Source organism: Leucobacter edaphi (genome assembly GCF_016522535.1).
Classification (GTDB): domain Bacteria; phylum Actinomycetota; class Actinomycetes; order Actinomycetales; family Microbacteriaceae; genus Leucobacter; species Leucobacter edaphi.
Genome location: NZ_JAEHOI010000002.1, coordinates 335,744 through 361,039, shown reverse-complemented (window position 1 = coordinate 361,039; position 25,296 = coordinate 335,744). Strand labels below are relative to the sequence as shown.

The 25,296-nt window shown below is 69.7% G+C and carries 22 protein-coding genes; 3 read left to right on the top strand and 19 right to left on the bottom strand.

The features are described 5' to 3' along the window. Positions 1–21 precede the first annotated feature (21 nt). The 6 genes from JD292_RS02975 to JD292_RS02950 all read right to left on the bottom strand — a co-directional run bounded on the left by JD292_RS02975 (position 22) and on the right by JD292_RS02950 (position 8,587). Positions 22–696, bottom strand: a complete 675-nt coding sequence (locus JD292_RS02975) for a DNA-3-methyladenine glycosylase I (protein WP_200131239.1) — start codon at positions 694–696, stop codon at positions 22–24. Between the two features lie 142 nt (positions 697–838). Then, a complete protein-coding gene (gene ligA / locus JD292_RS02970) occupies positions 839–3,199 on the bottom strand; it encodes an NAD-dependent DNA ligase LigA (RefSeq protein WP_200131547.1) in 2,361 nt (786 codons plus the stop codon). 12 nt (positions 3,200–3,211) lie between these two features. Next, on the bottom strand, positions 3,212–4,441 hold the full coding sequence (gene mnmA / locus JD292_RS02965) for a tRNA 2-thiouridine(34) synthase MnmA (RefSeq protein ID WP_200131238.1): 1,230 nt from the start codon (positions 4,439–4,441) through the stop codon (positions 3,212–3,214). A 10-nt stretch (positions 4,442–4,451) separates the two neighbouring features. Beyond that, positions 4,452–5,642, bottom strand: a complete 1,191-nt coding sequence (locus tag JD292_RS02960) for a cysteine desulfurase family protein (RefSeq protein WP_200131237.1) — start codon at positions 5,640–5,642, stop codon at positions 4,452–4,454. Between the two features lie 15 nt (positions 5,643–5,657). Further along, on the bottom strand, positions 5,658–6,638 hold the full coding sequence (locus tag JD292_RS02955; protein ID WP_200131236.1) for a tetratricopeptide repeat protein: 981 nt from the start codon (positions 6,636–6,638) through the stop codon (positions 5,658–5,660). Beyond that, positions 6,638–8,587, bottom strand: coding sequence for a DUF8094 domain-containing protein (locus tag JD292_RS02950; protein WP_200131235.1), 1,950 nt, complete (start codon positions 8,585–8,587; stop codon positions 6,638–6,640). Before JD292_RS02950 ends, JD292_RS02955 begins: the two co-directional genes overlap by 1 nt. A 300-nt stretch (positions 8,588–8,887) precedes the next feature. Between JD292_RS02950 and JD292_RS02945 the strand changes: the two genes are divergently transcribed. Next, on the top strand, positions 8,888–11,974 hold the full coding sequence (locus tag JD292_RS02945; protein ID WP_200131234.1) for a hypothetical protein: 3,087 nt from the start codon (positions 8,888–8,890) through the stop codon (positions 11,972–11,974). A gap of 118 nt (positions 11,975–12,092) precedes the next feature. Here JD292_RS02945 and JD292_RS02940 read toward each other — a convergent pair whose 3' ends face one another. Then, positions 12,093–12,821 carry an alpha/beta hydrolase gene (locus tag JD292_RS02940; protein WP_200131233.1) on the bottom strand — a complete coding sequence of 243 codons (729 nt, stop codon included), beginning with the start codon at positions 12,819–12,821 and terminating at the stop codon, positions 12,093–12,095. A gap of 74 nt (positions 12,822–12,895) precedes the next feature. Here JD292_RS02940 and JD292_RS02935 point away from each other — a divergent pair, with 74 nt between their 5' ends. Continuing rightward, positions 12,896–13,420, top strand: coding sequence for a ribonuclease H family protein (locus JD292_RS02935; protein ID WP_200131232.1), 525 nt, complete (start codon positions 12,896–12,898; stop codon positions 13,418–13,420). A 121-nt stretch (positions 13,421–13,541) separates the two neighbouring features. Here JD292_RS02935 and JD292_RS12555 read toward each other — a convergent pair whose 3' ends face one another. The 8 genes from JD292_RS12555 to rpsB form a co-directional block, all read right to left on the bottom strand. Continuing rightward, positions 13,542–13,823, bottom strand: coding sequence for an Rv1322 family protein (locus tag JD292_RS12555; RefSeq protein WP_500778654.1), 282 nt, complete (start codon positions 13,821–13,823; stop codon positions 13,542–13,544). A gap of 20 nt (positions 13,824–13,843) precedes the next feature. Continuing rightward, the gene (locus tag JD292_RS02930) at positions 13,844–14,494 is read right to left on the bottom strand and encodes an aggregation-promoting factor C-terminal-like domain-containing protein (protein WP_200131231.1); all 651 of its coding nucleotides are present in this window, start codon (positions 14,492–14,494) and stop codon (positions 13,844–13,846) included. A gap of 69 nt (positions 14,495–14,563) precedes the next feature. Beyond that, positions 14,564–15,172, bottom strand: a complete 609-nt coding sequence (locus JD292_RS02925; protein WP_200131230.1) for a DivIVA domain-containing protein — start codon at positions 15,170–15,172, stop codon at positions 14,564–14,566. Then, positions 15,169–16,089 (bottom strand): phosphatidate cytidylyltransferase, encoded by a 921-nt coding sequence (locus JD292_RS02920; protein ID WP_200131229.1) that lies wholly within the window; start codon positions 16,087–16,089, stop codon positions 15,169–15,171. The genes JD292_RS02925 and JD292_RS02920 overlap by 4 nt, the downstream gene beginning before the upstream one ends. A gap of 4 nt (positions 16,090–16,093) precedes the next feature. After that, positions 16,094–16,648 (bottom strand): ribosome recycling factor, encoded by a 555-nt coding sequence (gene frr, locus JD292_RS02915; protein ID WP_200131228.1) that lies wholly within the window; start codon positions 16,646–16,648, stop codon positions 16,094–16,096. Positions 16,649–16,712: 64 nt separating this feature from the next. Continuing rightward, positions 16,713–17,432, bottom strand: coding sequence for a UMP kinase (pyrH, locus tag JD292_RS02910; RefSeq protein WP_200131227.1), 720 nt, complete (start codon positions 17,430–17,432; stop codon positions 16,713–16,715). 172 nt (positions 17,433–17,604) lie between these two features. Continuing rightward, entirely contained in the window at positions 17,605–18,435 is an 831-nt protein-coding gene (tsf, locus tag JD292_RS02905) for a translation elongation factor Ts (protein WP_200131226.1), read from the bottom strand. Between the two features lie 37 nt (positions 18,436–18,472). Beyond that, positions 18,473–19,321 (bottom strand): 30S ribosomal protein S2, encoded by an 849-nt coding sequence (rpsB, locus tag JD292_RS02900; RefSeq protein WP_200131225.1) that lies wholly within the window; start codon positions 19,319–19,321, stop codon positions 18,473–18,475. Between the two features lie 294 nt (positions 19,322–19,615). Here rpsB and JD292_RS02895 point away from each other — a divergent pair, with 294 nt between their 5' ends. Then, positions 19,616–20,383 (top strand): M23 family metallopeptidase, encoded by a 768-nt coding sequence (locus JD292_RS02895; RefSeq protein WP_200131224.1) that lies wholly within the window; start codon positions 19,616–19,618, stop codon positions 20,381–20,383. Positions 20,384–20,394: 11 nt separating this feature from the next. Here JD292_RS02895 and JD292_RS02890 read toward each other — a convergent pair whose 3' ends face one another. The 4 genes from JD292_RS02890 to JD292_RS02875 all read right to left on the bottom strand — a co-directional run bounded on the left by JD292_RS02890 (position 20,395) and on the right by JD292_RS02875 (position 25,267). Continuing rightward, positions 20,395–21,375, bottom strand: a complete 981-nt coding sequence (locus JD292_RS02890) for a tyrosine recombinase XerC (protein ID WP_200131223.1) — start codon at positions 21,373–21,375, stop codon at positions 20,395–20,397. A 519-nt stretch (positions 21,376–21,894) separates the two neighbouring features. Next, a complete protein-coding gene (gene dprA, locus JD292_RS12095; RefSeq protein WP_369411120.1) occupies positions 21,895–23,322 on the bottom strand; it encodes a DNA-processing protein DprA in 1,428 nt (475 codons plus the stop codon). After that, entirely contained in the window at positions 23,319–24,878 is a 1,560-nt protein-coding gene (locus JD292_RS02880) for a YifB family Mg chelatase-like AAA ATPase (protein WP_200131222.1), read from the bottom strand. The genes dprA and JD292_RS02880 overlap by 4 nt, the downstream gene beginning before the upstream one ends. Continuing rightward, positions 24,875–25,267, bottom strand: coding sequence for a YraN family protein (locus JD292_RS02875; RefSeq protein WP_200131221.1), 393 nt, complete (start codon positions 25,265–25,267; stop codon positions 24,875–24,877). Before JD292_RS02875 ends, JD292_RS02880 begins: the two co-directional genes overlap by 4 nt. Positions 25,268–25,296 lie beyond the last annotated feature (29 nt).

The following is a 25,296-nucleotide window of genomic DNA, read 5'->3' as shown; positions in this document are numbered from 1 at the left end:
CTGTTCGGGAACCCTCCTATCTTAGCCAGCGGAGCGCAGCGGCTCCCCGAGAGGCGCGGCCGTCGGAGGGAGCGGGGCGGCGAGGCGCAGCGGCGCGCTGCTCCTGGTGCCGTCGACATTCCACAGTCCGGAGCAGCCGCGGCGGTGGCTGGTGAGGATGTGTTCGTCGGCGATGCCGATCGCGGTCATCAGGGCGTACGCCGTGGTGGGGCCGACGAAGGCGAAGCCCCTCCGTTTGAGTTCCTTCGCGAGCGCACGGGACTCCGCGGTGCTCGCGGAAACCTCGGCGTCGGAGCGCGGCGCTGGCGAGCGCGCGGGCATGAAGGACCAGACCACCTCCTGCAGCGAGGTCCCCGCCTCGCGCAGCGCGAGCGTGGCGCGCGCGTTCCGCACGGTCGCCTCGATCTTCTGCCGGTTGCGAATGATCCCCTCGTCGTTCAGCAGCCGCGCGACATCGATCTCCGTGAACGCGGCAACGGCCTCCGGATCGAAGCCCGCGAACGCTCGCCGGAAGGCCTCACGCTTCTTGAGCACCGTCAGCCACGACAGCCCCGCCTGGAACGCCTCGAGGCTCAGCCGCTCGAAGACCCCCGCCTCGTCAGTGACCGGGAGGCCCCATTCCGTGTCGTAGTAGTCGCGGAGCAGCGGATCCTGAGCGGCCCATTCGGCGCGGACCGGAACTGACTTTTGCGGCATGCTGCCTCCTCGCGTGCGGTAGACCTCGTTCGCCGGACTCGTGGCCGGTTTCGCTCAGCGTAGCGGGGGCCGCGGCTCCCGATCTCGCCGAGGCGGACACTGTGGAGAATCCATCTTCAGCTTCGCCTGTGGGCGAAGCGGTTCAGGACTCCGTACTGGCTCCCAGCCCGAGTGCAGCGGGTCCCTCCGTGACGAGCACCGCGAACTGCGCGGCATCGAGTACGGGGATGCCCAGCTCCTCGGCCTTCGCGAGCTTGGAGCCCGCTCCCGGCCCAGCCGCCACGAAGTCGGTCTTCTTCGAGACGCTCGACGCCGCCTTCCCTCCGGCCTGAATGATCGCCTCCTTCGCCCCGTCCCTGGTGAAGCCGTCGAGCGAGCCGGTAGCGACGATCGTGAGGCCGGCGAGCACGCCACCGGCCTCGGCGGCGGCGCCCGGTCCCGGATGACCGGGAGTGGACCACTGCACGCCGGCCCGGCTCCATCGCTCGACGATCTCGCGATGCCAGTCCACCTCGAACCACTCGATCAGCGACTCGGCGATGATGGTGCCGACGCCATCAACCTGGGCGAGGTCCTCGAGCGAGGCCGAGCGAATCGCTTCGAGCGAGCCGAACCAGTCCGCGAGCGCCCGGGCCGCAACCGGCCCGACATGGCGGATGTTGAGCGAGACGAGCAGCCGCCACAGCGGCTTGGTCTTGGCCTTCTCGAGCTCGGAGAGGAAGGTCTCCGCGGTGAGTGACGGCAGCACCGTCCGGTGATCCTTCCGGATCTTCGCGGCTCGGCGCTCGGCGGGGGTGGCGTCCTCCCAGCCGGGCGGATAGCTCATGACGATCCGCTGGAAGGGCGCGCGCCTGACCGGCTCACCGGTTTCCGGGTCCGTGCGGAACTCGCCCGTCTCCGCGTCGCGGACCACGACAACGATCGGCACGATCTCCTCGAGCGTGAGATCGAACAGCCCGGCCTCGGTTTCGAGCGGCGGAACCGACGGGGTCTCCGGCTGTGTCAGGGCCGCCGCGGTGATCTCCCCGAGCACCTCGATGTCGAGCGCGCCGCGGGAGCCGATGTGTTCGACCCGCCCGCGCACCTGCGCCGGGCAGCCGCGCGCGTTCGGGCAGCGGAGGTCGATGTCCCCCTCCTTCATCGCGCGAAGGGGGGTGCCGCACTCCGGGCACTCCGCGGGCATGACCCACTCGACCTCGGTGCCGTCCCGCAACTCGACGACCGCGCCGAGCACCTCGGGAATCACGTCTCCCGCCTTCCGCAGCACGACCGTGTCGCCGATCAGGACGCCCTTGGCTTTGACGACCTCGCGGTTGTGCAGGGTGGCCTGCCGGACCGTCGACCCGGCGACCTTCACCGGCTCCATGACCGCGTACGGCGTGGCACGCCCCGTGCGGCCGACGCCGATGCGGATGTCGAGGAGCACCGTGTGCACCTCCTCCGGCGGGTACTTATAGGCGATCGCCCACCGCGGTGCACGGCTCGTCTCCCCCAGTTCAGCGTGGAGATCCAGCTCGTCGATCTTGACGACGATGCCGTCGATCTCGTGCTCGACATCGTGCCGGTGCGCCCCGCGCTCCTCGATGTAGGCCGTGACCTCCTCCGTGGAGTCGAACACCTTGGAGTGCGGGGACACCGGGAGACCCCAGGAAGCGAGCAGGCGATAGGCGTCGGACTGATTCGCGAACTCCGGATGCGACCAGGCGCCGATGCCGTGCACGTAGAGCGAGAGCCGGCCGAGACGGTCCCGCATGAGTTCGAGCTCGGCCTCGGTCTTCTTCTCCGCGCGCTGGCGCAGGCTGCCCGCCGCCGTATTGCGAGCGTTCGCAAACTCGGGGAAACGGATCGGGATCTGGTCTTCTGCCTTCCCCCGAGCGCGCTGTTCAGCGACGAATTCCTCCTGCAGCCGGTGCTGGCGCTCGTTCAGCGCCTCGAAGTCCTCCGAGCGCAGAAACACCTCGCCGCGGGCCTCGAAGAACTCGGGGATCCCCTCGCCCGTCAGCTCCCGAGGGATGACGGGGATGAGATCGATGTTCTCCGTGATGTCCTCGCCGACCCGACCATCGCCCCGCGTCGTCGCGGTCTCGAGCACGCCGTTGCGGTACGCAAGGCTGATCGCGAGGCCGTCGATCTTGAGCTCGGTGAGCCAGCGCACCGGGCGCCCGGCGGCCGCCCGGGTCTTGGCGGCCCACTCCTCGAATTCCGCGATCGAGAAGACGTTGTCGAGGCTGAGCATGCGCTCCGCGTGTTCGTGCTCGGGGAAACCGGCCGAAACGATGGCTGCGCCCACCTCGCGCGTGGGGCTGTCCTGGCCCGCGAGCTCGGGAAACGCCCGCTCGATGGCCTCCAGCCGGTGGAACAGTTCGTCGTACTGCGCATCCGAGACGAGGCTCGTGGCCTCCGAGTAGTAGGCAAGGCGCAAACGCTCGATCTCGACGGTGAGCGCCTCCGCCTCGGCGCGAGCGGCCGCGAAGTCTGCGGGGATTTCCGAGCTGATTTCCATCACGGAACCAGTCTAGGAGGCGACCACCGACACTGACGGGGACTCGGCGGGATCCGTCTCCTCGGAACGCCCGGCGCGCAGTTCCTCGCACGACTCCGGGGCGGCGATCGCCCGGTCGATCGTGAACTGGCCGAGCACCCGCGTGCCGAGATACAGCACCGCGGTCTGCCCCGGCGCCACGCCGAGCAGCGGCTCGGCGAGCGCGAGATCGATGTCGACGACGATCTCGTGCGTCGCGTCGGCCCGGTGCTGCTCCGTCCGCTCCTCCTCGAGGATCGGGACGAGCCGCGCGAACGCGGGCACCGGATCCGCGTGCGCCCTGATCTGCACGTCGCAGGAGAAGGTCTCCCCCAGGTCGAAGCCCGGTTCGCCCGCGAAGCTGTAGCGGCCCCCGGCGATCCGCGAGATCGCGAGCCGCTCCTTCGGTCCGACGACGACCTGGTTCGACACCGGCCGGATCGAGAGCACGTACCGCGGCTTGCCATCCGCGGCGGGGCGTCCGAGCTGGAGCCCGCGGCGCTGGCCGACGGTGTAGCCGTGCGCCCCGTCGTGGCGTCCGACGACCTCGCCGTCCTCGTCGAGGATCTCCCCCGGCTCACGATCCACGTACTCCGACAGCCACCCACGTGTGTCCCCGTCCGGGATGAAGCAGATGTCGTGGCTGTCCGGCTTCTTCGCGATCTGGAGGCCGCGCTCCGCGGCCTCGGCGCGGACGAGCTCCTTCGAGGGGGTGTCGCCCAGCGGGAAGTAGCAGTGGGCCAGCTGTCGCTCCGTGAGCACGCCCAGAACGTACGACTGATCCTTCGCCCAGGCGGAGGCGCGGTGGAGCTCGGGTCCCGTCGGGCCCGGCACCAGCGTCGCGTAGTGCCCCGTCGCCACGGCGTCGAATCCGAGCGCAATGGCCTTCTCGAGCAGCGCCTGGAACTTGATCTTCTCGTTGCAGCGCATGCAAGGATTCGGCGTGCGGCCGGCGGCGTACTCGGCGACGAAGTCGTCGACCACGTCCTCTTTGAACCGCTCGCTCAGGTCCCACACGTAGAAGGGGATGCCGATCGTGTTGGCCACGCGGCGCGCGTCCATGGCATCCTCGATCGTGCAGCAGCCGCGCGAACCGGTGCGCAGCGTCCCGGGCATGCGGCTCAGCGCGAGATGCACGCCGACGACCTCATGCCCGGCATCGACGGCGCGCGCCGCGGCCACCGCGGAGTCGACGCCGCCGCTCATCGCAGCCAGAATCCTCATCCGGGAAAGTCTACGCCAGTCCGGCGGTTCTCGCCCGCTCCAGCGCGGCCGGCAGAGCCTGCAGGAGCGCGTCGATCTCGTGGTCAGCTGTCGCGTGACCGAGGGTGAAGCGCAGCGCCCCAGCGGCCTCGTCCTCCGAGATCCCCATGCCGAGCAGGACGTGCGAAAGCTCAGCGACGCCGGCCTGGCACGCCGACCCGACCGAGGCAGAGACACCCGACATGTCGAGCAGGTAGAGGAGCGAGTCGCCCTGACACCCGGGGAAGGTGAAGTGCGCGTTGCCCGGCAATCGCTGTGCCCCCGGGGCCGGACCGCGCAGCACGGCACCGGGATCGATCTCGCGAACCCCCTCGATGAGCCGATCGCGGGAACGCGAAAGCGCGGCGATCTGATCCGGATCCGGGGTTCCGTCCTCGCCGACCACGAGGGAAAGCGCGGCTGCGAACGCCGCTGCACCCGCGGCGTCCTGGGTTCCGGATCGGCCCCGCTGCTGCGTGCCGCCGTGCAGGAGCGGAACCGCGCTCGCCCGCCGGCCGAGCACGAGGGCTCCCACGCCCACCGGTCCCCCGATCTTGTGCGCCGAGACGCTCAGCGCCGCGGCGCCGGATCCCGCGAAGTCGATCCTGAGCTGCCCCAGCGCTGCAACCGCGTCGACGTGGACCGGGATCCCGTTCGCGGCGGCGATCCCGCACAGTTCTGCCACGGGCTGGACGGCGCCGACCTCGTTGTTCGCCCACGAGAAGCTCGCGAGTGCGACTCGCTCCGGCCCGACGTCCTCGATCGCCACCGCGAACGCCGCGGGATCGATGAGTCCCTCCGGGTCGATCGGCACGGTGACGAGCTCCGCGCCCTGTGCGTCACGCAACCACTCGGCGGCCTCCAGGGTCGCGTGGTGCTCGCCGTCAGCAATGAGCACCACGGGTCCGGAGCCCGCACCGCGCCGCGCCCAGAACAGGCCCTTGATCCCGAGATTCACCGACTCGGTGCCGCCTGCGGTGAGGATCGTCTCCGCCCGATCGCAGCCGAGCGCGCGCGCAATCCGCTCGCGCGACACCTCGAGCAGCTCGCTCGCCCGCTGCCCGTCTGAGTGCATCGAGGCCGGGTTCCCCACCGTGCGCAGCGCATCCGCGTACGCCGCGACAACCGCCTCCGGCATTGGCGAGGTGGCGGCGTGGTCGAGGTAGGCGCGCCTCTCGGTCATCTCCTGCTCAGCGGGTCAGTAGAGCAGATTCGCGAGGCGCCCGCGGGCCGCGATCACGCGCGAGTCCGCGACACCGACGACCTCGAAGAGCTCGAGCAGCCGCTCCCGGATCCGGGCGCGATCATCCTCGTTCGCGGTCGCGAACAGCTCGAGCAGGCGCAGGAAGGCGTCCTCGACGTGTCCGCCCGAGACATCGAGGTCGGCGACGCTCAGCTGGGCGTCAACGTCGCTCGGATCGGCCGCGGCAGCCCCGCGGATCTCGTCGACGGTGAGCCCGTCGAGGCGCGACAGCAGCCGCACCTGCACGAGGGCTGCGCGCGCGACGGCATCGGCTGGCGCCTTCTGCAGCACGGCCTCCCACTCGCGGATCGCGGTCTCGAAGTCTCCGCGCTCGCCAGCCTCGACCGCTGCGAGATGGGCCTCGGGGATCTCGGGCTCGGCGGCCGCTGCTGCAGCGCCGTCTCCGGATCCGCCGCCCGGGGCGTTCACCCGTCCGGTGACCCCGTGCTGCTCGGCGAGTTGCAGCAGCTGGCCGAAGAAGTCGCGCGCTTCCGCCTCGGCGACCGCCCCCTGGAACAGGGGAACGGGCCGACCGCCCACGAGGGCGACCACCATCGGGATCGACTGCGCCTGGAAGGCCTGCGCGAGACCGGGGTTCGCGTCGACATCGACCTTCGCGAGCATGATCCGGCCGTCCAGTTCCCTGGTGACCTTCTCGAGCACGGGGCCGAGGGTCTTGCACGGCTCGCACCATTCCGCCCACAGGTCGATCACGACGGGCACGATCGTGGAGAGCTGCGCGGCCTGCTCGAACGTGTCGTCCGTGAGGTCGATCACGAGCGACGGGACGTCGACGACGGACGGCGCAGCGCCGGGCTGGCCCTGCGGGGCCTGACCGGGCGCTCCGGCGCCTGCCGCCGCGCCCTGGCCGCGCGCGGCGAGGTGGCTCAGATCGATCCCGCCACCGGGGATTCGCTCGGGCATCGGCTGGTTCATTACTTGTTCCTCACTCCCACGAGCTCGCTCGTCACTCCGAGGAGCTGAATCTTGCCGTCCCCGCTCTTGCTCGGGACGTAGAAGAGCATCTGGTGCGCGACCTCCTGAACGAGCTTGTTCTGCTCGCCCTTGAGTCCGGAAATCGCGGTGACCGCGTCCTTCGCCTGCGGCTTGTAACGGCCGCCGTCGGAGTCGACGATCTGTTCCTCGATCACGGTGGTCGCGACAAGCGCCCCGCCGGTGCCGGTGGACAGCGCGACCGGCGCCTCGTCCGACTGCTTGGCCACGACCGAGAACTTCATGGTCTGACCCTTGTCATCGGACTGCTTCTGCGAGGCTTCGGCTCGCGCCTTGCCGTAGTTCTTGAGCAGCGTGTCCGTGGTGAGGTCGAACTTGTCGGCGTCCGCGGCCTTGTCGCCCTCCTGGAGGAGCTTCGCGTAGGCCGTTCCGACCTCTCCGGGCGGCATGAGCAGCGTGGCAGTGTCGTTCGCGAGCACCGCGGTGCCCTCCGAGGCCGGTGCCGCATCGGGCATCGAGATGCCGCCGCGCAGGGAGACCACGCGCGACACGACGAAGTTCTGATGGGGGTCGGCCTGCGTCAGCATGAGCGCGAGGGACGGCGAGGCCTCCGGCTTCGGGTCCTCGGCGGGTGCATCCGCGGTCGGCGAAGGGCTCGGCGACGCCGTCTCCTTCTTCTTGTCGGCGTCCTTCCCGGAGGTCGATGCCACCGTCACGAAGATGGTGCGCGGCCAGGACTCCGTGCTCTGCACGAGCGCGTAGTCGAGTTCGTCGTCGGTGAGCCGCGGGGGCACGACGGCGTAGTCCGCCATCTCCTTGCGGATCTTGTAGTTGGCCTCGCGCTGCGCGAGCGCCGACCCGGTGAAGCGGGTCTTCAGCGCCCCGGCGTCGAGCTTGTCGTCGGCCTCGTTCGACACCGAGGCGACGTTCTTCACGATCTTGGTGATCTGACCGCTCGTCACCGGAACGGGGGCGACCTTGGTCGGCTGCGGTTCCGGGGCCTTCGTGGTCGTCTGGGGTCCCACCTGCGGCCAGTAATCGGCCGAGCAGCCGCTCAGCCCCAGCACCACAGCGAGGCCCACGGCGGGAATGGCGAGCCGGCCGGCGCGACGCTTCGCGTGCGCGGTGTGCTTCGCCCGGCCCTGGGTGGATGAGGATCCCGATCCCGCAGCGCTTCCCGACCGCCCGGAGGGTGCCCCCGAGCGGGCCTTCTTCCCACCAAACGCGTTGCGGATGCCCTGGAACGGACCGCGGCGGCCACGACGGGGCCCGAGACCGCGGCGATCGTAGTCGACGGCGAGCAGGTAGAGGATCCCACCGACCAGGGCGAGCACCCCGCCCGCCACGAGCATCGGACCGGCCCACGGCGTCTGGCGATCCTGCACCCACACGAGACTGAGTTCGCCCGGGATCGGCTCCTTGCCATTCGAGGCGACGATGATCGACTGATCAGACGCGAGCGCGACGGGGAGGCGGAGGCGATCCTTCTCGGTGCCGTTGCCACCCGTCTGATCGATCATGCGCTCCTCGAGCCAGAGGTCGCTGCCACGCGGGTCACCATCGCCCACGTCGGCGGCGGTGTCTCCGCCGTCGGCCTCCGCGGAGTCCTTCGCCTCGATCTTCTCGCCGACGAGCCGCTTCTTCTGATCATCGACCGTGAGCTGATCGTGCGTGAAGGGAGCGACCCAGGCCTCGACATCGCGGGTCATCCCCGTTGCGACGAAGGCGTTCGCCCCCTCTACGACCACGTTGGCCTGTCCCGGCACCTTCGCGAGCTCCGCGCCGTCGATCACCGCGTATCCCGCCTGGGATTTGGCTGCGACGGGGTAACTGATCTCGGCAGGGCCGGCGAGGAAGGTGCGCTGGCCGAGGCCAAGGAGCAGCAGAATACCGGCGAGTACCAGGGTTGCGATCGCAAGCGCATGTCGCACGAGGTCTCCTCTTCACTTTCACGGCCCGAGCGGGATTCCGGAACTGCCGGAGCGCCTGGACACGATACTTCAGCATGCAACGCTACCGGAGCTTCCCGAGGGTCGCCCTGTTTTCTCCCCAGCGCGAACGCATCCGGGAGAGAAAAAAGGGACACTGACCCCCGCCGCACCGCGCGCGGCCCCGGGCCTGCGGTCACTCGGCGCAACCGTGCAGGGCAATTTGAACTATCATTATCGAGATATTGCCCGCGCGGGATTTCGCCGGCGCGGAACGAAGCCTCGTCGACTCCCGGAGGGCCCGTGTCCGAATCAGCCCAGCAATTCTCCCCTGCCTTTCGCGGGTACAACCGCGAGGAGGTCGACGAGCGCGTCGGATCGCTCACCGGGCACATCGCAACGCTCCAGTCGCACATTCAGGCGCTGCAGGAGGCCCACCAGCAGTCGACGCGCACGGACGAGGAGCAGCGCAGGCTGATCGCCGATCTGCAGGAGCAGATCGCCGAGTTGGGCGCCACGGGCTACTCGGGCCTCGGGCTCCGCGTCGAAAAGAGCCTCAAGGTCGCCGAGGATCACGCCCAGCGCCTCATGGCCCAGGCGGACCTCGACGCGGAAAAGGTGCGCCGCACCTCCGAGGAGGAGAGCCGCAGGGTGCTCACGCAGGCGCAGCAGCGCGCCGACGACCTCCTCAACTCCGCGAATGAGCAGGCGGAGATCATCATCTCCGGTGCGCGCAACGACGTCGCGGCGAACACGGCCGCCGCGAACGCCGAGCGCGAGCGCCTCCTCGAGGAGGCGAAGCGCGCCGCCGAGCTCGAGCGCAGCTCCGCCGTGCGCGAGGCACTCGCCGAGCGCGAGACCGCGCACCGGGACTCGCTGGCGCTGCTCGCCGGTGCCCAGTCCGAGGCCGATCGCATCGTCTCCGGCGCGCAGGCGACGGCGAACGAGCTGCGCTCGCAGAACGAGATCCATGCCGAGAAGCTCGCTCGGCAGCAGGCGGAGAACGAGCGCGAGGCCGAAACCGAGCGCGCACGCCTCGTCCGGGAGGGCGAGCGCGCACGCGCCGAGTTCGAGGCGCGCCGCCAGCGCGAGGAGGCCGAGCTCGAGGAGCGTTTCACCGAGCGGGAGCGGACGCTCACCGCGGAGACGGACGCGCTGCGCCGCTCGCTCACGACCGAGATGGATTCGCTGCGCGAACGGATCGCCCAGGAGCGTTCGGAGCACGACGAGGCGATCGCCTCAGAACGTGAGCAGCACGATCGGCGGATCGCCGCGGAACTGACCGCCCACACCGAGCGCATCGCTCAGGAGCGCTCGGAGCACGAGGCGGCCGTCGAGCGTCAGCGCGAGAAGGCGCAGGCGGAGATCGCCTCGCTCACCGAGCAGGGCCAGCGCGAGCGCGAGCGCTCAGCGGCCCAAGCGGAAGAGGATCGGGCCCACGAGCGGGAGCGTTTCGACGCGGAACTCGCCGAGGCCCGCGAGGCGCAGGAACGGGAGCTCGCCGCGTCTCGCGCGGAGCACGAGGAGCGGATCGCCGGCGAGCGTTCGGCGCACGACGCGAGCGTGAAGCAGGAGCGCCAGGCGCACGAGGACGCGATCCGCGCAGGACTCGCCGAGCACGAGGCCACGCTGAGCCGCGAGCGCGACGAGCAGGAGACCCGCCTCGCCGAGGAGCTCGCGACGCACCAGATGCGCCTCTCGAACGAGCGCAGCCAGCACGATGAGGCGATCGCCTCAGAGCGCGCCGAGCACGACGCCGCGATCGCTTCCGAGCGCGCCGAGCACGAGTCCGCCCTCGCCACCGAACGCGCCGAACAGGAAGAATCCCTCGCGGCACAGCGCGCAGAGCACGAGGAGCGCATCGCCAACGAACTCGACGAGCATCGCGAGACGATCTCCCGCGAGCGCGCCGAGCACGACGCCACGATCGCCGAGGAACTCGCGGCACACCGCAACCGCCTCGCCACCGAGCGCGACGCGCAGACCGCCGAACTCGACGAGGCCAGGGCCGCGCAGACGCAGGCGCTCGCGGACGAACGCGCGGCGCAGGCTGCCGAACTGGCCGACGCCCGCACCGCCCACGAGGCGGCCATCGCCGACGAGCGCGCGGCCCACGAGTCGCGGATCGGCGAGGAACTCGCGGCGCACCAGGACCGCATCGTCTCCGAGTGGGACGAGCACCGCGGCCGCATCGAGTCCGAGAGCTCCGCGCACGAGAAGCAGCTCCGCCTCACGGCCGAGGACTCGGAGCGAGAGCTCTCCCGCGCTCGCGCCGACCACGAGGCCCGAATCTCCGACGAAACCCGCCTGCACGAGGAGCGCATCGCAACGGGCCTCGCCGAGCACGAGCGCCGCATCGCCGACGAATCCGCAGCGGAGGCCGAACGGATGCGGATCGAGCGCGAAGCCGCTGCCGAGGCCCTCGGCATCCAGCGCGAGGAGCTCGAACTGCGGATGGAGCGCGAGCGCACCAAGCTCGCCTCCGATATTGCCCGCGAGCGCGCCGATCACGAGCGCACGATCGCAGCCGAGCTCGCCCAGCACCACGAGGACCTCGCCCGCGAGCGGGCCGAGCGGACCGCGGCGATCGAGCGCGAGGTCGCCGCACGGCGAGCAGCGGTCACGGAGGAGACCGATCTCCTGCGCGCCGATACCGTCGCTGAACTCGCGGAATACCGCGGAAGCGAGGAGTCGAGCCTCGCGGCGCTGCGCACCGAGACCGAGGACGCCGCACGTGCGCTCCGCGAGCAGATCGAGCGCGACACCGCCGAGTTCCAGACCTCGTCCGCCGCGCAGCGCGAGGCCCTCGAGAAGGAGCTCGCCGAGCGCCAGCGCGAGGCCGCCGAAACCGCACAGCGCGAGATCGCGGCAACGAAAGCCGAGCTCACGGAGTTGCGCAGCCAGCTCGAGACGGCGCGCGCCGAATACGAGCGACTCAGCACCCAGGCCGTGCAGGACGCCGCGAACATGCGTGCAGAGGCGGAGCGCCGCGCGGCCTCCATCATTCTCGAGTCCGAGCAGCGCGCGCAGGTCACCTTCGCGAACGCCGAGGACCGTGCCACGAAGGTCCTCGCCGCCGCCGAGGATCGCATGACCCAGCTGAAGGTCGAGCGCGGAGCCGTCGCCCGCTACTTCGAGAGCCTCGGCGAGGTCATCACGAACGCGCAGAAGATGAGCACGGTTGCCGGCCGACTCGTCGAGCAGCCCGTCGCGAGCTCGCTGTCCGAGGAGGGCGCCCGCACCGGCGCGCAGCAGGCCGGAGCAGGCGCGGACGCCGGCGGAGAGGCCGCCGACTCGGCCGACACCGTCGCCATCCAGCGCCTGGACCCGGAGCAGCCCGCTCCGGAGTCCGCACCGGGCGCCGGCGAGAGCGCGGAGCACACGAAGTAGTCAGCGCGCACCCGTCTCACGCGAAGGGGCCGGCTGCACCGAACAATCGGTGGAGCCGGCCCCTTCGCGATCCGGATCGGCGCCACGGATCAGTGGTCCGCCGAAACGGAGCGCCCGGTCACCCGGCGAGGAGCTCGTCGGGGACGGCGGTCGGGAGCGGGGTCGCGGCAGTTCCCACCGCGGCTACGATCTCATTGAGCACCCGCTGCACCTGCTTCTCCCCCACCCACAGGTGACGTCCGCCGTCGACGGCGACGAGTTTCGCGCGCGGAACGCCCGCGAACCGCTCTGCCGCCTCGGCCGGTCGCAGGTAATCGTCGAACTCGGGGACAACGATGACGAGCTCGGGTGCGGCGTCGCGCCACGCGGCGACCTCATCCGCGCCGGCGCGGTGCAGGGGCGGCGAGAGCAGAATCGCCCCGCGGATATCGTGCTCGAGGCCGTACTTCAACGCGAGCTCGGTGCCGAAGGACCAGCCGAGGAGCCACGGGTTCGGCAGGCCGCGCTCCGCGACGAATCGCATCGCGGCTGCGACATCCTCCCGCTCCCCGATCCCCTCCTCGAAGGCGCCGTCGCTCGTGCCGCGCGGAGACTTCGTTCCGCGCGTGTTGAATCGGAGCACGGCCAGATCCGCCAGTTCGGGGAGGCGATTCGCGGCCTTCCGCAGAATGTGGGAGTCCATGAAGCCACCGGCCGTCGGAAGCGGATGCAGCGTCACGAGCGTCGCGCGCGGCGGACGATCAGCGGGCAGCGCGAGCTCGCCGACGAGCGTCAGCCCATCGGCGGTCCGCAGCTCGATGTTCTCGCGGACACCGCGCAGCACCGTGTTACTCGTGATCTCAGCCATTCGGCCCCCTTGAATTCCGGCGTACCGGTCCAGCCTAGCGTTCGAGGATCACGGCCTCTGGCAGGATTGGTGGCATGACTCTCACGGCTGCAGCAGACGGATCCGCCCTCGGAAACCCCGGGCCGGCCGGCTGGGCGTGGGTGATCGACGAGGACCGCTGGCGTGCGGGCGGCTGGCCCAGGGCGACGAACAACCAGGGCGAGCTCATGGCCGTGCTCGACCTGCTCAACGCCACGGCCCATCTCGGCGACGAGCCGCTCCTGATCCTCTGCGACAGCCAGTACGTGATCAACTCGGTCACGCAGTGGATGCCCGGCTGGAAGCGGCGCGGCTGGCGCAAGGCCGACGGGAAGCCCGTGCTCAACCGCGAGCTGCTGGAGCGGCTCGACGCGGCGCTCAGCGGGCGGAACGTTAGATTCGAGTGGGTGAAGGGCCACGCCGGTCACCCGCTGAACGAGGCGGCGGACGATCGGGCGCGCGCCGCCGCGACGGCGTATCAGGCCGGCCGCGAGCCGGAGCGGGGGCCGGGCCTCGCGGATTCGGCCGGCACCGAAGAGGTGTCCGTCGACGCGCCTGCCGCTCCCCCGACGCTGTTCTGATCGCGGTCGATCGCGGCGCGGGCGCCTCAGGCCGCTGAGCCGTGCGGCGTCCGCCAGAGTGCGTGGCGCGCGCACGCGTCCGAGCGCTCGGCCCCGTCCGTGGCCCAGCAGCGTCAGCGGCTCAGGCGAGCCGCCAGCAGTGCGCGTGATAGTGACGGCGATCCCGGATCGCCGCGTCGTCGCCAAAGAAATTCTCGGCGCTCCACGCCACGACGTGCGCCTGCCCTGGCGGCACCTCGGTGCCGCATTCCGGGCACCGATACGCCTTTTCGGCCCGGTGTGCCGGAATATCGCGGACGAACCACTCGGTTCCCCGCCGGAACTGCTTTCGCGCGCCCCCGTGGGCGAGCCGCGTGACGTCGCTGGGCTCCGAGCGCGCCGCCCGCCGATGCTTACGCGGCATGAGCGATCGAGCTCATCGCCTTACCACCAGTGGTTGGCGGTCCAGAACTGGTAGGCCGCAGCCCAGCTGCCGTAGCGGTCCTTCGCGTAGCCGCTCGCCCAGCGCAGGTTGTCCACCGGGTCGTATCCGTTGCCGGGGACCTTGCTGCACGGCAGCGCCTGAATGAGACCGCACGCGCCCGAACTCGCGTTCGTGGCGTTCGGGTTCCAGCCGCTCTCCTTGGAGGCGATGTAGTCGACGTAGGCCCAGTCGCTCTTCGCGATGCCCGCGGCGGCCATCCACTCGGCGGGGGCTCCGCCGCCCGTGTAGCGCGGCGGGGCGCCGGCTTCGGCGGGCTGCTGCGCCTGCTGATCCTGCGAGTTCTCGGCGGCGCCCTGCTCCGCGGTGTCGGAGCTCAGCGCAACCGCGGCGGGCTTCTTCTGGGGCTTCGGATCCGGCAGCTTCTCAACCGGGATCTCGGCGTACACCAGGTCTTGCTCGGGCGAGGCGTTCGGCGTGAATTCCTGATGGATGCGCTGCTCGAACGCCATCGTCTCGGCGTCGGCCGGGGCGATCGGCATAGCGAACGGGGCGACCACAGCGGTGCCGAAGATCGCAGCTACTGCGACCGCGGCGAAGGGTGCGCGAATTCGAGACCAGCGGGAGACAGTGGGAGCTTGAGTTGAAGACACAATATAACGATTCTATCTCAGAGGCGGGACGCGATCAATGCCAAGTTCCGGGTGTGTTGCCGCACCGGCTCAGCGCGTGGCGAGGATCATCTCGACGACCGCGTCGAGGAGCGCATCGACCTGGTCCTCGTCGTAGCCGCGCCACTGCGAGTGGAACACCACATCGCGCACCTCGGACGGCTGAATCTCGATCTCGCGCCGCTCAAACATCCCCGAGATCCGATCGAGAAACGCATCGACCTGCGAGCGCCGGTACCCCGTCGCGAAGAGTCCCCGCTTGCGGAAGCGCTGTCCGCGCGGCCTGCGCATGCGCCCCCGCACCTCGGAGAGCAGCTGGCGCGTCTCCTCCCACCAGGCGTCCTCGCCGTCGGAACGCACGCGCTCGCGGCGTTCCCGCTCGAAGAACACCTCCTCGAGCCGATCCATCGCGGCGTCGACGTATCGCGCGGAATACCCGCCGCGCTTCACCGGGAACGCCATCCTCCTGACGTCCTCGGACGTCATGCGATCCCCGGCCTCCGGCGCTGCGCCGTCGTAGGTCGTGCGGGCGGCCTCGAGGAACTGATCCACCTGCTCCTGGTCGTAGCCGAGCTGGGATCCGGTCGCGAGCGGGAAGGATGTCTGCACCGCACCATTCTGCCCGGTTCGCTTCGGGCCCTGCTGTGAGCTGCGACTCATGCCACGACTCCGAGCACGAGCGCGACACCGTACACGCCAACTGCGGACGGCAGCAGCGAGTCGAGACGATCGAGGAAGCCGCCGTGACCGGGCACCCAGGAACTCATGTCTTTCACTCCGAGATTTCGTTTGATCAGGGACTCCGTGAGGTCACCGCCCGTCGCGGTGAGGAGCACAACAGCGCCGATCACCACGCCGACCCACCAGGGCTGCTGCAGCGCGAGCACCGACACCGCGACTCCGGCGGCCACCGCGACGACCGCTGCGCCGGCGAAGCCCTCCCAGGTCTTGTTCGGGCTGATCCGCGGCGTCATCTTGTGCTTGCCCATCGTGACACCGGCGGCGTAGGCGCCAATGTCCACCGAGACGACGACGAGGACGAGCGCGAACACCCACCACTCCCCGAGCGGAGCTTGCACGAGCAGCACCGCGAACGACGCGAGGAACGCGACGTAGACCAGGGTGAACAGCCCGGAGAAGACATCTCGGACAAGGGTGCGCGGGGGCGTCTCCCATGCCGGCACGAGTCCCTCGATGAGGCGCCACACCGTGAGCAGCGCGGAACCCGCGAACAGTCCGAGCAGCATGCCGGCAGCGCCCCAGAAGTAGGCCCCGGCGACGATCACGAGACCGCCGAGCACCACGCCGACGCGCGGAACGCGACGGCCCGCCGTCCGAAATGCCGTGGCGAGCTCCACGAGCGCGACGCTGACGAGCGCGGCCACGAGCAGCGCGAAGATCTCCTTGACGAGGAACAGGCTCGCGAGAAACACCGCGCCGAAGATCAGGCCGGACAGAACCGCGAAGAAGAGGTTCCGTCCAGCTTTTTCTTCGATGCGGGCGTTCGTGGCCTCGAGCTGTGCGCGGCGCTCACCGAGCTGAGCCTTGAGCTCGCGTCGTCTTTCCGAGCGCCCCATCCGATCAGACCTCCAGGAGCTCTGCCTCTTTGCGCTTGAAAGCGTCGTCGATCTGCTCGATGAACTGCTTCGTGACCGCCTCGAGTTCCTTCTCGGCGCGCACCACGTCGTCCTCGGGAAGCTCGCTCTTCAGCGCGTCGAGGTCATCCATGCCGCTGCGGCGGACGTTGCGGATCGCGACGCGCGCGTCCTCGGCGCGGGTCTTCACGATCTTCACGAACTCCTTGCGGCGCTCTGCGGTCAGCTCGGGAAGCGTGACACGAATGACGCTGCCGTCGTTCGTGGGGTTCGCACCGAGATTGGGCATGTCGCGGATCGCCTGCTCGATGTCCTTCATCGCGCCCTTGTCGTAGGGAGTGATGAGGAGGCTGCGCGCGTCCTGGTTCTGCACCGAGGCGAGCTGCGCGAGCGGGGTCGGCGTGCCGTAGTAGTCGACCTGCACGTTCTGGAGCAGCGAGGGGTTCGCGCGGCCCGTCCGAACAGTCGCGAAGCCGTCCTTCGCGGACTCGACCGCCTTCGTCATGCGGTCCTTAACATCGGCGAAGACCTCTTCGATCACGGTGCGCTCCTTCGTGTGTGCGGGAATAGTTCAAGCTTAGTGGTGACGGCCCTGTTGCCGCTGATCAGCGGTGAACGAGCGTGCCGAGCTTCTCGCCACGGATCGCCGCGGTCACGTTGCCAGCGGGTTCCATGCCGAACACGCGCATCGGCATGCCGTTGTCCATGCAGAGGCTGAAGGAGGTCGAGTCGACGACCTTGAGGCCGCGCACCAGCGCGTCGTTGTAGGTGATCTCTTCGATGAGCGTGGCCTCGGGATCCTTGTTGGGATCTGCGGTGTAGACGCCGTCGACGCCGTTCTTCGCGACGAGCACCTCGTCGGCGTGGATCTCGAGCGCGCGCTGCGCCGCGACCGTGTCGGTGGAGAAGTAGGGCAGCCCCGCGCCCGCGCCGAAGATCACGACGCGGCCCTTTTCGAGGTGGCGGATCGCGCGGAGCGGGATGTAAGTCTCGGCGACCTGGGTCATGGTGATGGCGGACTGCACGCGGCTGGACACGCCGGCCTGCTCGAGGAAGTCCTGCAGCGCGAGCGCGTTCATGACGGTGCCGAGCATGCCCATGTAGTCGGCGCGGGCCCGATCCATGCCGCGCTGGGAGAGCTCGGCGCCGCGGAAGAAGTTGCCGCCGCCGACCACAACGGCGACCTCGGAGTGCTCCACCGCCGCCGCGATCTCGCGGGCGATCTGGCTGACCACGTCGGGGTTGACGCCGAGCGTGCCGCCTCCGAACGCCTCACCGGAGAGCTTGAGGAGGACGCGGCGCTTGCGTGCTGGGGCGGTGGTCATGTGGCTTCTCCTTGGTGGTGCGGGGGGCGAGTCCGGGTGTTTCGGCCTGGTGGCGAGGCGATTCGGAGCCAGCTGCTCGTGGTCGCGCGCCGGGCGGTGTCGGCCTTGGCCAATACTAGTGCCGACACACGACAGGACCCGGGCCGTGTGGCCCGGGTCCTGTGCGGTGGTGCTAGGCGCCGACCTTGCTGCGCGCGAAGCCGGTGACGGTGATGCCTGCGGCGTCAGCGACCTTCTTCACGTCGCGCTTCTCGTCGTCGAGCGCGTGGACCTGCTCGGTGAGGACGACCTGCTTGAAGAAGGCGTTGAGGCGACCCTCGACGATCTTCGGCAGGGCGGCCTCCGGCTTGCCCTCGTTCTTCGAGATCTCGGTGACGATATCGCGCTCCTTCTCGACGTCCGCCTCGGGAACCTCGTCGCGGTTCACGTAGAGCGGATCGGCGAAGGAGATGTGGCGCGCGATGGAGAGCGCGGCCTCTGCATCGTCGCCCTCGTAGCCGACGACGACGCCGATCTGCGGGGGAAGATCCTTCGAGGTGCGGTGCAGGTACACCGAGGTCGCGGGGGCCTCGATACGGCTGACCTTGCGGAGAACGATGCGCTCACCGATGATCGCGGACTCGTCGGTGATGACGGCCTCGACGGTCTTGCCCTCGAGCGGAGCCGCGAGCGCGGCCTCGACATCGGCGGCACCCGCCGCTGCGATCGCGTCGACGACGCGGTCGGCGAGAGCGATGAACTTCTCGTTCTTCGCGACGAAGTCGGTCTCGCAGACGAGCTCGATCATCGTTGCGGCGCCCTCGGTCTCCTTGACCGCGACAAGACCCTCGCTCGCCTCGCGGTCGCCGCGCTTGGCAACGCCCTTGAGGCCCTTGAGGCGAAGGATCTCGATCGCCTTCTCGATGTCGCCCTCAGCTTCGATGAGTGCGTTCTTGCTGTCGAGCATGCCGGCGCCGAGGCGGTCGCGCAGCTCCTTCACAGCGGCCATGCTTACTGCAGCCATGTGTGACTCCTTAGTGGATGGTTCGACGAAAGTTGAATTACTCGGCAGCGGGGGTCTCGGCTGCAGGAGCCTCGACCTCTGCGACCTCGACCTCGACGGCCTCGGCCGCGGGCTCTTCGGTCTTCTGCTCGGCACCGAGGAGCTCGACCTCCCACTCGGCGAGCGGCTCGGCGGCGGCCTCGCCCGACTCCGGCTTCTGGTGGCGCTCCATGAGGCCCTCAGCAGCAGCGTCGGCGATCACGCGGGTGAGCAGCGCGACGGAGCGGATCGCGTCATCGTTGCCCGGGATCGGGTAGGTGACCTCGTCGGGATCGCAGTTGGTGTCGAGGATCGCGATCACGGGGATCCCGAGCTTCTTCGCCTCGTCGATCGCGAGGTGCTCCTTCTTGGTGTCGACCACCCAGAGGGCCGACGGGGTCTTCGTCATGTGACGGATGCCGCCGAGCGACTTCTGGAGCTTCTCGAGCTCGCGCTTCTTGAGGAGGAGCTCCTTCTTGGTGAAGCCGCTCGTGGTGCCCTCGAAGTCGAGCTGCTCGAGCTCCTTCATGCGCTCCAGACGGCCGGTGACGGTCTGGAAGTTCGTGAGGAGGCCGCCCAGCCAGCGCTGGTTGACGTAGGGCTGGTTGACGCGGGTCGCCTGCTCGGCGATGGCCTCCTGGGCCTGCTTCTTCGTGCCGACGAAGAGGATGTTGCCGCCGCGGGCAACGGTCTGCTTGACGAACTCGTAGGCAGCGTCGATGTAGCCGAGCGACTGCTGGAGGTCGATGATGTAGATGCCCGAGCGCTCGGTGAAGATGAAGCGCTTCATCTTCGGGTTCCAACGGCGGGTCTGGTGTCCGAAGTGGACGCCGCTGTCGAGCAGCTGGCGCATGGTGACGACGGCCATTGCCGGTCTCCTGTTCTGCGCACCCCTTCGGGCGCGCGCTTGCGGTTGTTATCGATCGCGGGTGCGATCAGATCCTGGTGCCCCCGGGTTCAGCCGCCCGAACCGAATGGAACGGGACCGATGGCGTCTCACCGTGGTGATGGGCACGCGAAGTCACCTCTTGCAAGGTGCCCGTCCAGTGTAGCACCCGGAGGCGTCGCTCACCGCAGTCCGACGCACGGTATTTCAGCGGCTTTTTCCACAGCCTCTCCGCCCCACGCACCCCGCGCAACGGTGCTCCTCGATGATTGCGGCATGAGCCCTCCCCCGATCGCAATCCTGCGCCTGATCGTGCGCCTGATCCTGCGCCTGTTCGCACGCTTCCTCCGGCCGCGGTCGCGACCGAGCAGCCCGACCGCCATCCTGCTGCTGAGCTGGGCTCTGCTCTGCGCGGCCGCTGGGACCGGCCTCCAAGCCCCGCCCTCCGTGCCGAGTGCCGGCGCGGCCGGGCGTGATCCGCGGGCGGGAACCGGGGATCCGGTGACGCGGGTCATCAGCGCGCGGCACTCACCGCGCCTCCCGGGCGCGTTCGACCCCGCGCCGGTTCACCCTCCGACCCGAACAATGCTGAGTGGCGGGGTCACGGAGGCGCCCCCGCCCGCGGCATCGGACCGCGTCCCGGATGGACTCTGGGTTCCCCCGTTCGGTCTCCCCCTGAGGATCACGGAGCCGTTCCGGCCTCCCGAGCATCGATACGGGCCGGGGCATCGCGGCATCGACATCGCCGCGGGCGAGGGTGAAGCCGTCGCCAGTCCGGTCACCGGGGTCGTCTCTTTCGCGGGAGACGTCGCGGCTCGCCCCGTGGTGACCGTTCGCTCCCCCGATGGCGCGCTCTTCTCGCTCGAGCCCGTTGGCGACGCACCGCCCGTCGGTACGGAGGTGGTCGCCGGGGACCGCATCGGCGCGGTCGGCACGGGCGGGCACTGCAGCGGCGGCTGCGTGCACCTAGGGGTGCGCGTGAACGGCGAGTACGTGGATCCGATGCTGCGTTATCTGGGGCGGCCGCGGCTCCTGCCGTGGTAGACGGGATCGGTTCAGGCGCGCGGGTGGGCTTGACGGTACCGTTCGGCGAGGCGCTCCGTGGAGACGTGGGTGTAGACCTGCGTGCTGGCGAGGCTGGAGTGGCCGAGCATCTCCTGGACGATGCGGAGGTCGGCTCCCCCGTCGAGGAGGTGCGTGGCGGCGGTGTGCCGCAGGGCGTGCGGGCCGCGGGGGCCGCCGCCGGGTTCCTGCTCGAGTTCGCGGGAGACGAGTCGATAGACGGCATTCGGGGTGAGGCGGCCGCCTCGGTTCCCCAGGAAAAGCGGCCGCTCGGGCGCCCCGGCGGCGGGGGCCCCGGAGTTCTCCCCTTTTCGCGGGCCGTGCACGCCCGCAGCCGCTGGGCGGTTCGCCGCTCGCGCGGCGAGCGCTGGCCGCCCGCGTTCGAGGTAGTTCCCGATGGCTTCCGCGGCCGGCGCCCCGAGTGGAACCACGCGCTCTTTGCCTCCTTTTCCGAGGACCCGTACGGTGCGCTCGCGCTGGTCGAGCCCGTTGACGGGAAGCGCGCACAGTTCTGAGACGCGCAGCGCCGAAGCGTAGAGGAGCTCGAGGATCGCGCGGTCGCGGAGTGCTGCCGGATCACCGGTGTCGGCTCGGTGCCCGGCCCGCTCGAGGATGCGGGCGACCTGTTCGTTGGCGAGCACTCGAGGGAGCGATCGCGGCGCCTTGGGCGCGCGGAGTCGCGAGGCAGGGCTGCCGGGAACGCGTTCGGTGCGTTCGAGCCAGGAACCGAAGGACTTCAGCGTGGCGACGTTACGGGCGAGCGTCGACGGGGCGAGACCGCGCTGCTGCCGGTGCCAGAGCCAGCCGCGCATGAGTTCGAGGTCGAGGCCGGCGAGATCTCCGACCCGCTGCTGTTCGGCGTATTCGAGCAGGTCGGCGAGGTCGCGGCGGTATGCTCGCGCCGTGTGCTCGGAGTAACCGTACTCCAGCTCGATGGCGCGGAGGAACCCCTCGATGGCCTCGTCCAGCTTCATGTCTCTATCTTCCCCTGATCCCTCCTCTCATCGGTCCGTGTTCCTCGCGCGCGGCGTTTTTTCTGTGGTGTCGGCCCCGGTGAAGCCCCGTGCACCGTCCGCTTCCCCTGGTACCCTGGCAACACTGGATGTGCCTCGTCATCGCAGAGCAGCGGGAGGAGTTGCCGGATGGTCGTCATTTCTCGAGTTGTTCCACGCGCAGGCGCGCGAGCCTCGCCTGCGGTGCGCGCGGCGGTCGCTCTGTCCGGGGCGCTCCTGCTGAGCGCCGCGGGGTGCAGCCTCGGCCCTGTGGAATCGCAGCCCCCTTCGGACCCGGCCGTCGTGTCCCCCGCGAACGAGCGGGAACCTCGCCTCGGTTCCGAGACGCACCCTCCGGGAGCCGAATCGAACCGCTCAGCGCACAAGCACAGGGCTTCGCTCGAGCAGCAGCACATGGCTGAGCTTGAGCAGCAGCGCAGAGGGGACCTCTCGCTCCTACAGGCGAACGGCTCCTCCCTGCTCCCCTGAAGTAACGCGGCATCACCCCCGGAGTTTCCACCTCCGTTCTTCGTGCGCGAAGGTTTCATCGCGGGCAACATGCCCGAGGATCAGCAGTTCCGCGTAGCCGACGCGTGCGTCCCTGTTGCTCACCCCGGCGAGCCGCGCCGCTTCGTGCTCCGACCGGGCCCCGCGCAGCGGGAGTGCATCGAGGAGGCGTCGGTGCAGCGCCGTTTCTCCCCTCGATTGACCGGCCTCCTGGCTGGCCACCGGCTCGGCGCGTTCTCCGCTCCCCGGGCGCCGCACGGGCTCTGTTCCCTGTTCCGCGCTCGCGCGCGAGCGCGAGCGCTGGTTCCCACCCCGAGAGGGAGCAGGCCCGCCCCTCCCCACCCGTTCGGGGCGCGCGAAACCGGATTCGGGCGCCCCTGCCAGGATCCGGAGCTCCTCTGCGTTGGTGATCAGCGCCGCTCCGTAATCGCGGATCAGCGCGTGGCACCCGGCGGAGGCCGAACTCGTCACCGGACCGGGCACCGCACCGAGCTCCCTGCCAAGAGCCGCCGCGTGCCCTGCCGTGTTCAGGGAACCGGAGCGCACCCCCGCCTCGGTGACGAGTGTCGCTGCGGCGAGCGCCGCAATGATCCTGTTCCGCTGGAGAAAACGCCACCGCGTGGGTGCGGCTCCCGGCACCATCTCCGAGACGACGGCTCCACGCTGGGCGATCGTTGCGAGCAGCTCGGTATGCGCCGCGGGATAGGGCCGATCGACTCCGCCGGCCAGGACGGCCACGGTGGCGCCATCGTTGCCGAGCGCGACTCGGTGCGCCACCGCGTCGATGCCGTAGGCAGCGCCGGACACCACCGTCGCTCCCATGTTGCACGCCGCGTCGGTGAGTTCTGCGGTCACCGTGGATCCGTAGCCCGTGCAGGCGCGGGCGCCCACGATCGCGACGGACGGCGTGCGCAGGAGTTCCGGATTGCCGCGCACCCAGAGCAGGATCGGCGCGTGCTCCCCGAGATCGGCGAATCCGTCCGGCCAGGCGTGGTCGCTGGGCAGGAGCAGCGACGCCCCGTTCCGGATGCTGGCGCGGAGATCCTGCCGGATCGCGTCGACGCTGTACCGGGGTTTCCAGCGGGCCAGTGCTTGCGCGAGCACCTTTGGAGTGAGCTCGAGGTCGCTCTCCGAGCGGATGCGCGCGTGGAGGGTGCGCGGATCCCGGGAGTCAATCGCCAGTTCCAGAGCTTTCGGAGCCCCGTAGCGCCCGATCAACATGCCGGCGATGCGGTCACCGGGTTCGGTCAACCTGGACCACGCCACGCGGGCGAGAGCCTCCAGGCAGGAGGCGTTCCCGTTCGCGGGCCCCTCCGCCTGTGTGCGGCCCGGTTCCCGATGAGTGCCGTTCAGCTTCCTGAGCGCTTGATCGACCTCGGCCACGCTCCCGAGTGCTTCGAGCACGCTGAATACTCCGCTCACAGCTGGCCGCCATTCCTCAGGGCGAGCGCCGCCCCGATCTCGGGTCGTCCGGGACGGTCGAGCTCGGCGAGATCCGCGATGCTCCACGCAACGCGGAGGACGCGATCGTAGCCACGAAGCGTCAGCGCGCCGAGCGCGAGGGCACGATCAAGGATCGCCGTTTCCGAGCGTGCGAGGCGGTACTTCCCGCCCCTGAGCCAGGTGCCCGGCAGTTCGCCGTTCACTTTCCACGGGGTGCCTGCGAGTCTGCGGGCCGAGCGTCTGCGGGCCAGGACAACGCGCCTCCGCACGCTCGCGCTGCACTCTCGATGGTCTTCGGAGGCCGCATGGGGGACCCGAGTGACGCGCTGCAGGCCGAGGCGCAGATCTATTCGGTCGCTCAGCGGCCCGGAGATTCGCTGCATGTAGCGGACTCTCGTGTTCGGGCTGCAGGTGCAGACGGTTTCTCTTCCCGGGGACCCCGCGTTTCCGCAGGGGCAGGGGTTCGCGGCGATCACCAGCTGGATTCGCGCCGGCAATGTCGCTCGAACCCGTGACCGTTGCAGTTCGACGACTCCCCGTTCGAGCGGCTGGCGCAGTGCGTCCAGCACGACCCTGTTGAATTCCGGTGCCTCGTCGAGGAAGAGCACTCCGTGACACGCGCGAGTGATCGCGCCGGGCGTGATCCGGTCCCCTGCGCCTCCCCCGATGATCGCCGCGGATGAAGCGGTGTGGTGGGGATGTTCGAACGGCGGCCGACGGATCAGTCCTGTGAGCGTTCTGCCGCCGAGCGAGGCGATACTGGACGCTTCCATCGCCTCGGCGTCGTCGAGGTCGGGAAGGATCGTCGGAAGCCGCTCCGCAAGCAGGGTCTTCCCGGCACCGGGCGGCCCGACCATGGAAATGTTGTGCCTCCCGGCCGCCGCGATGACGAGCGCTTCAACGGCTTCGCTCTGACCTTGCACATCTGCGATGTCGCGATCCTCCGGAGGCTCCTCAACGACCGCGCTCCGGGGCCGCTGAGTGACCGTCGACGTCACTACTCGTTCGGTGCGCTCATCTGCGGTGTGCCAGGCGACCGCGTGAACCAGGCTTTGAACGGGAATAGCCGTGATCCCCGGGACGAGCGCTGCCTCGGCCGCACAGCTCGCGGGAACCATGACGCGCGTGAAACCGTTCGCTCGCGCGGCGAGCACCGCTGAGAGAAGCCCTGCCGGCCGCCGAAGCCCCCCGTCGAGACCGAGTTCGCCGAGGTGTGCGACAGCGGACAGTCGATCGATGGGCAGTCGGCCGGAGGCGGCGAGGGCCGCGAGGGCGATCGCAAGGTCGAATCCCGTTCCGTGCTTGGGGAGAGAGGCCGGGCCCAGGTTCACGGTGATGAATCGGTCAGCGAGCGGGAGGCCGGCCTGGGTGGTGGCGGTGCGCACCCGCAGCTTGGCTTCGGCGAGCGCGGTGTCCGGAAGGCCGATGATCGCCATGCCCGGGAGCTGCTGGGATACCGCGGCTTCGACATCGACGACGGCTCCTTCCAACCCGGTAAGCGCGATCGAGGCCGCCCGGCACACTGCCCGGGTCACTGGATTCCCCGGAGATAATCGAGCTTGGGGGGCTCGCCAGCCCGGATCACGATCCCGATCACATCCATCCGGAGCGCGGCGCCCCGCATCTTGTGCTCCCGCACCCAGTCGAACAGGGTGCGCCGGATTCTCGCGGCTTTCTGGGGAGTGATCGCCTGCAGCGGGCTCCCATACCCCGTGCCGCTCCTGGTCTTCACCTCAACGGCGATGACATGGGTGGCGTCCTGCACGACGAGATCGAGTTCCCCATGCGTGCTTCGCCAGTTCCGATCGAGGATTCGCATCCCCCTGGCCGCAAGATAGTCGGCCGCGATCTGCTCGCCGCGGCGCCCGAGCTCTTGTTTTCCCGGAGCGTAGTCCTCGCGGGCAATGATTCCGTTGTCTCTCATAATGCACCTCCTGGTGCACCATCATGGGA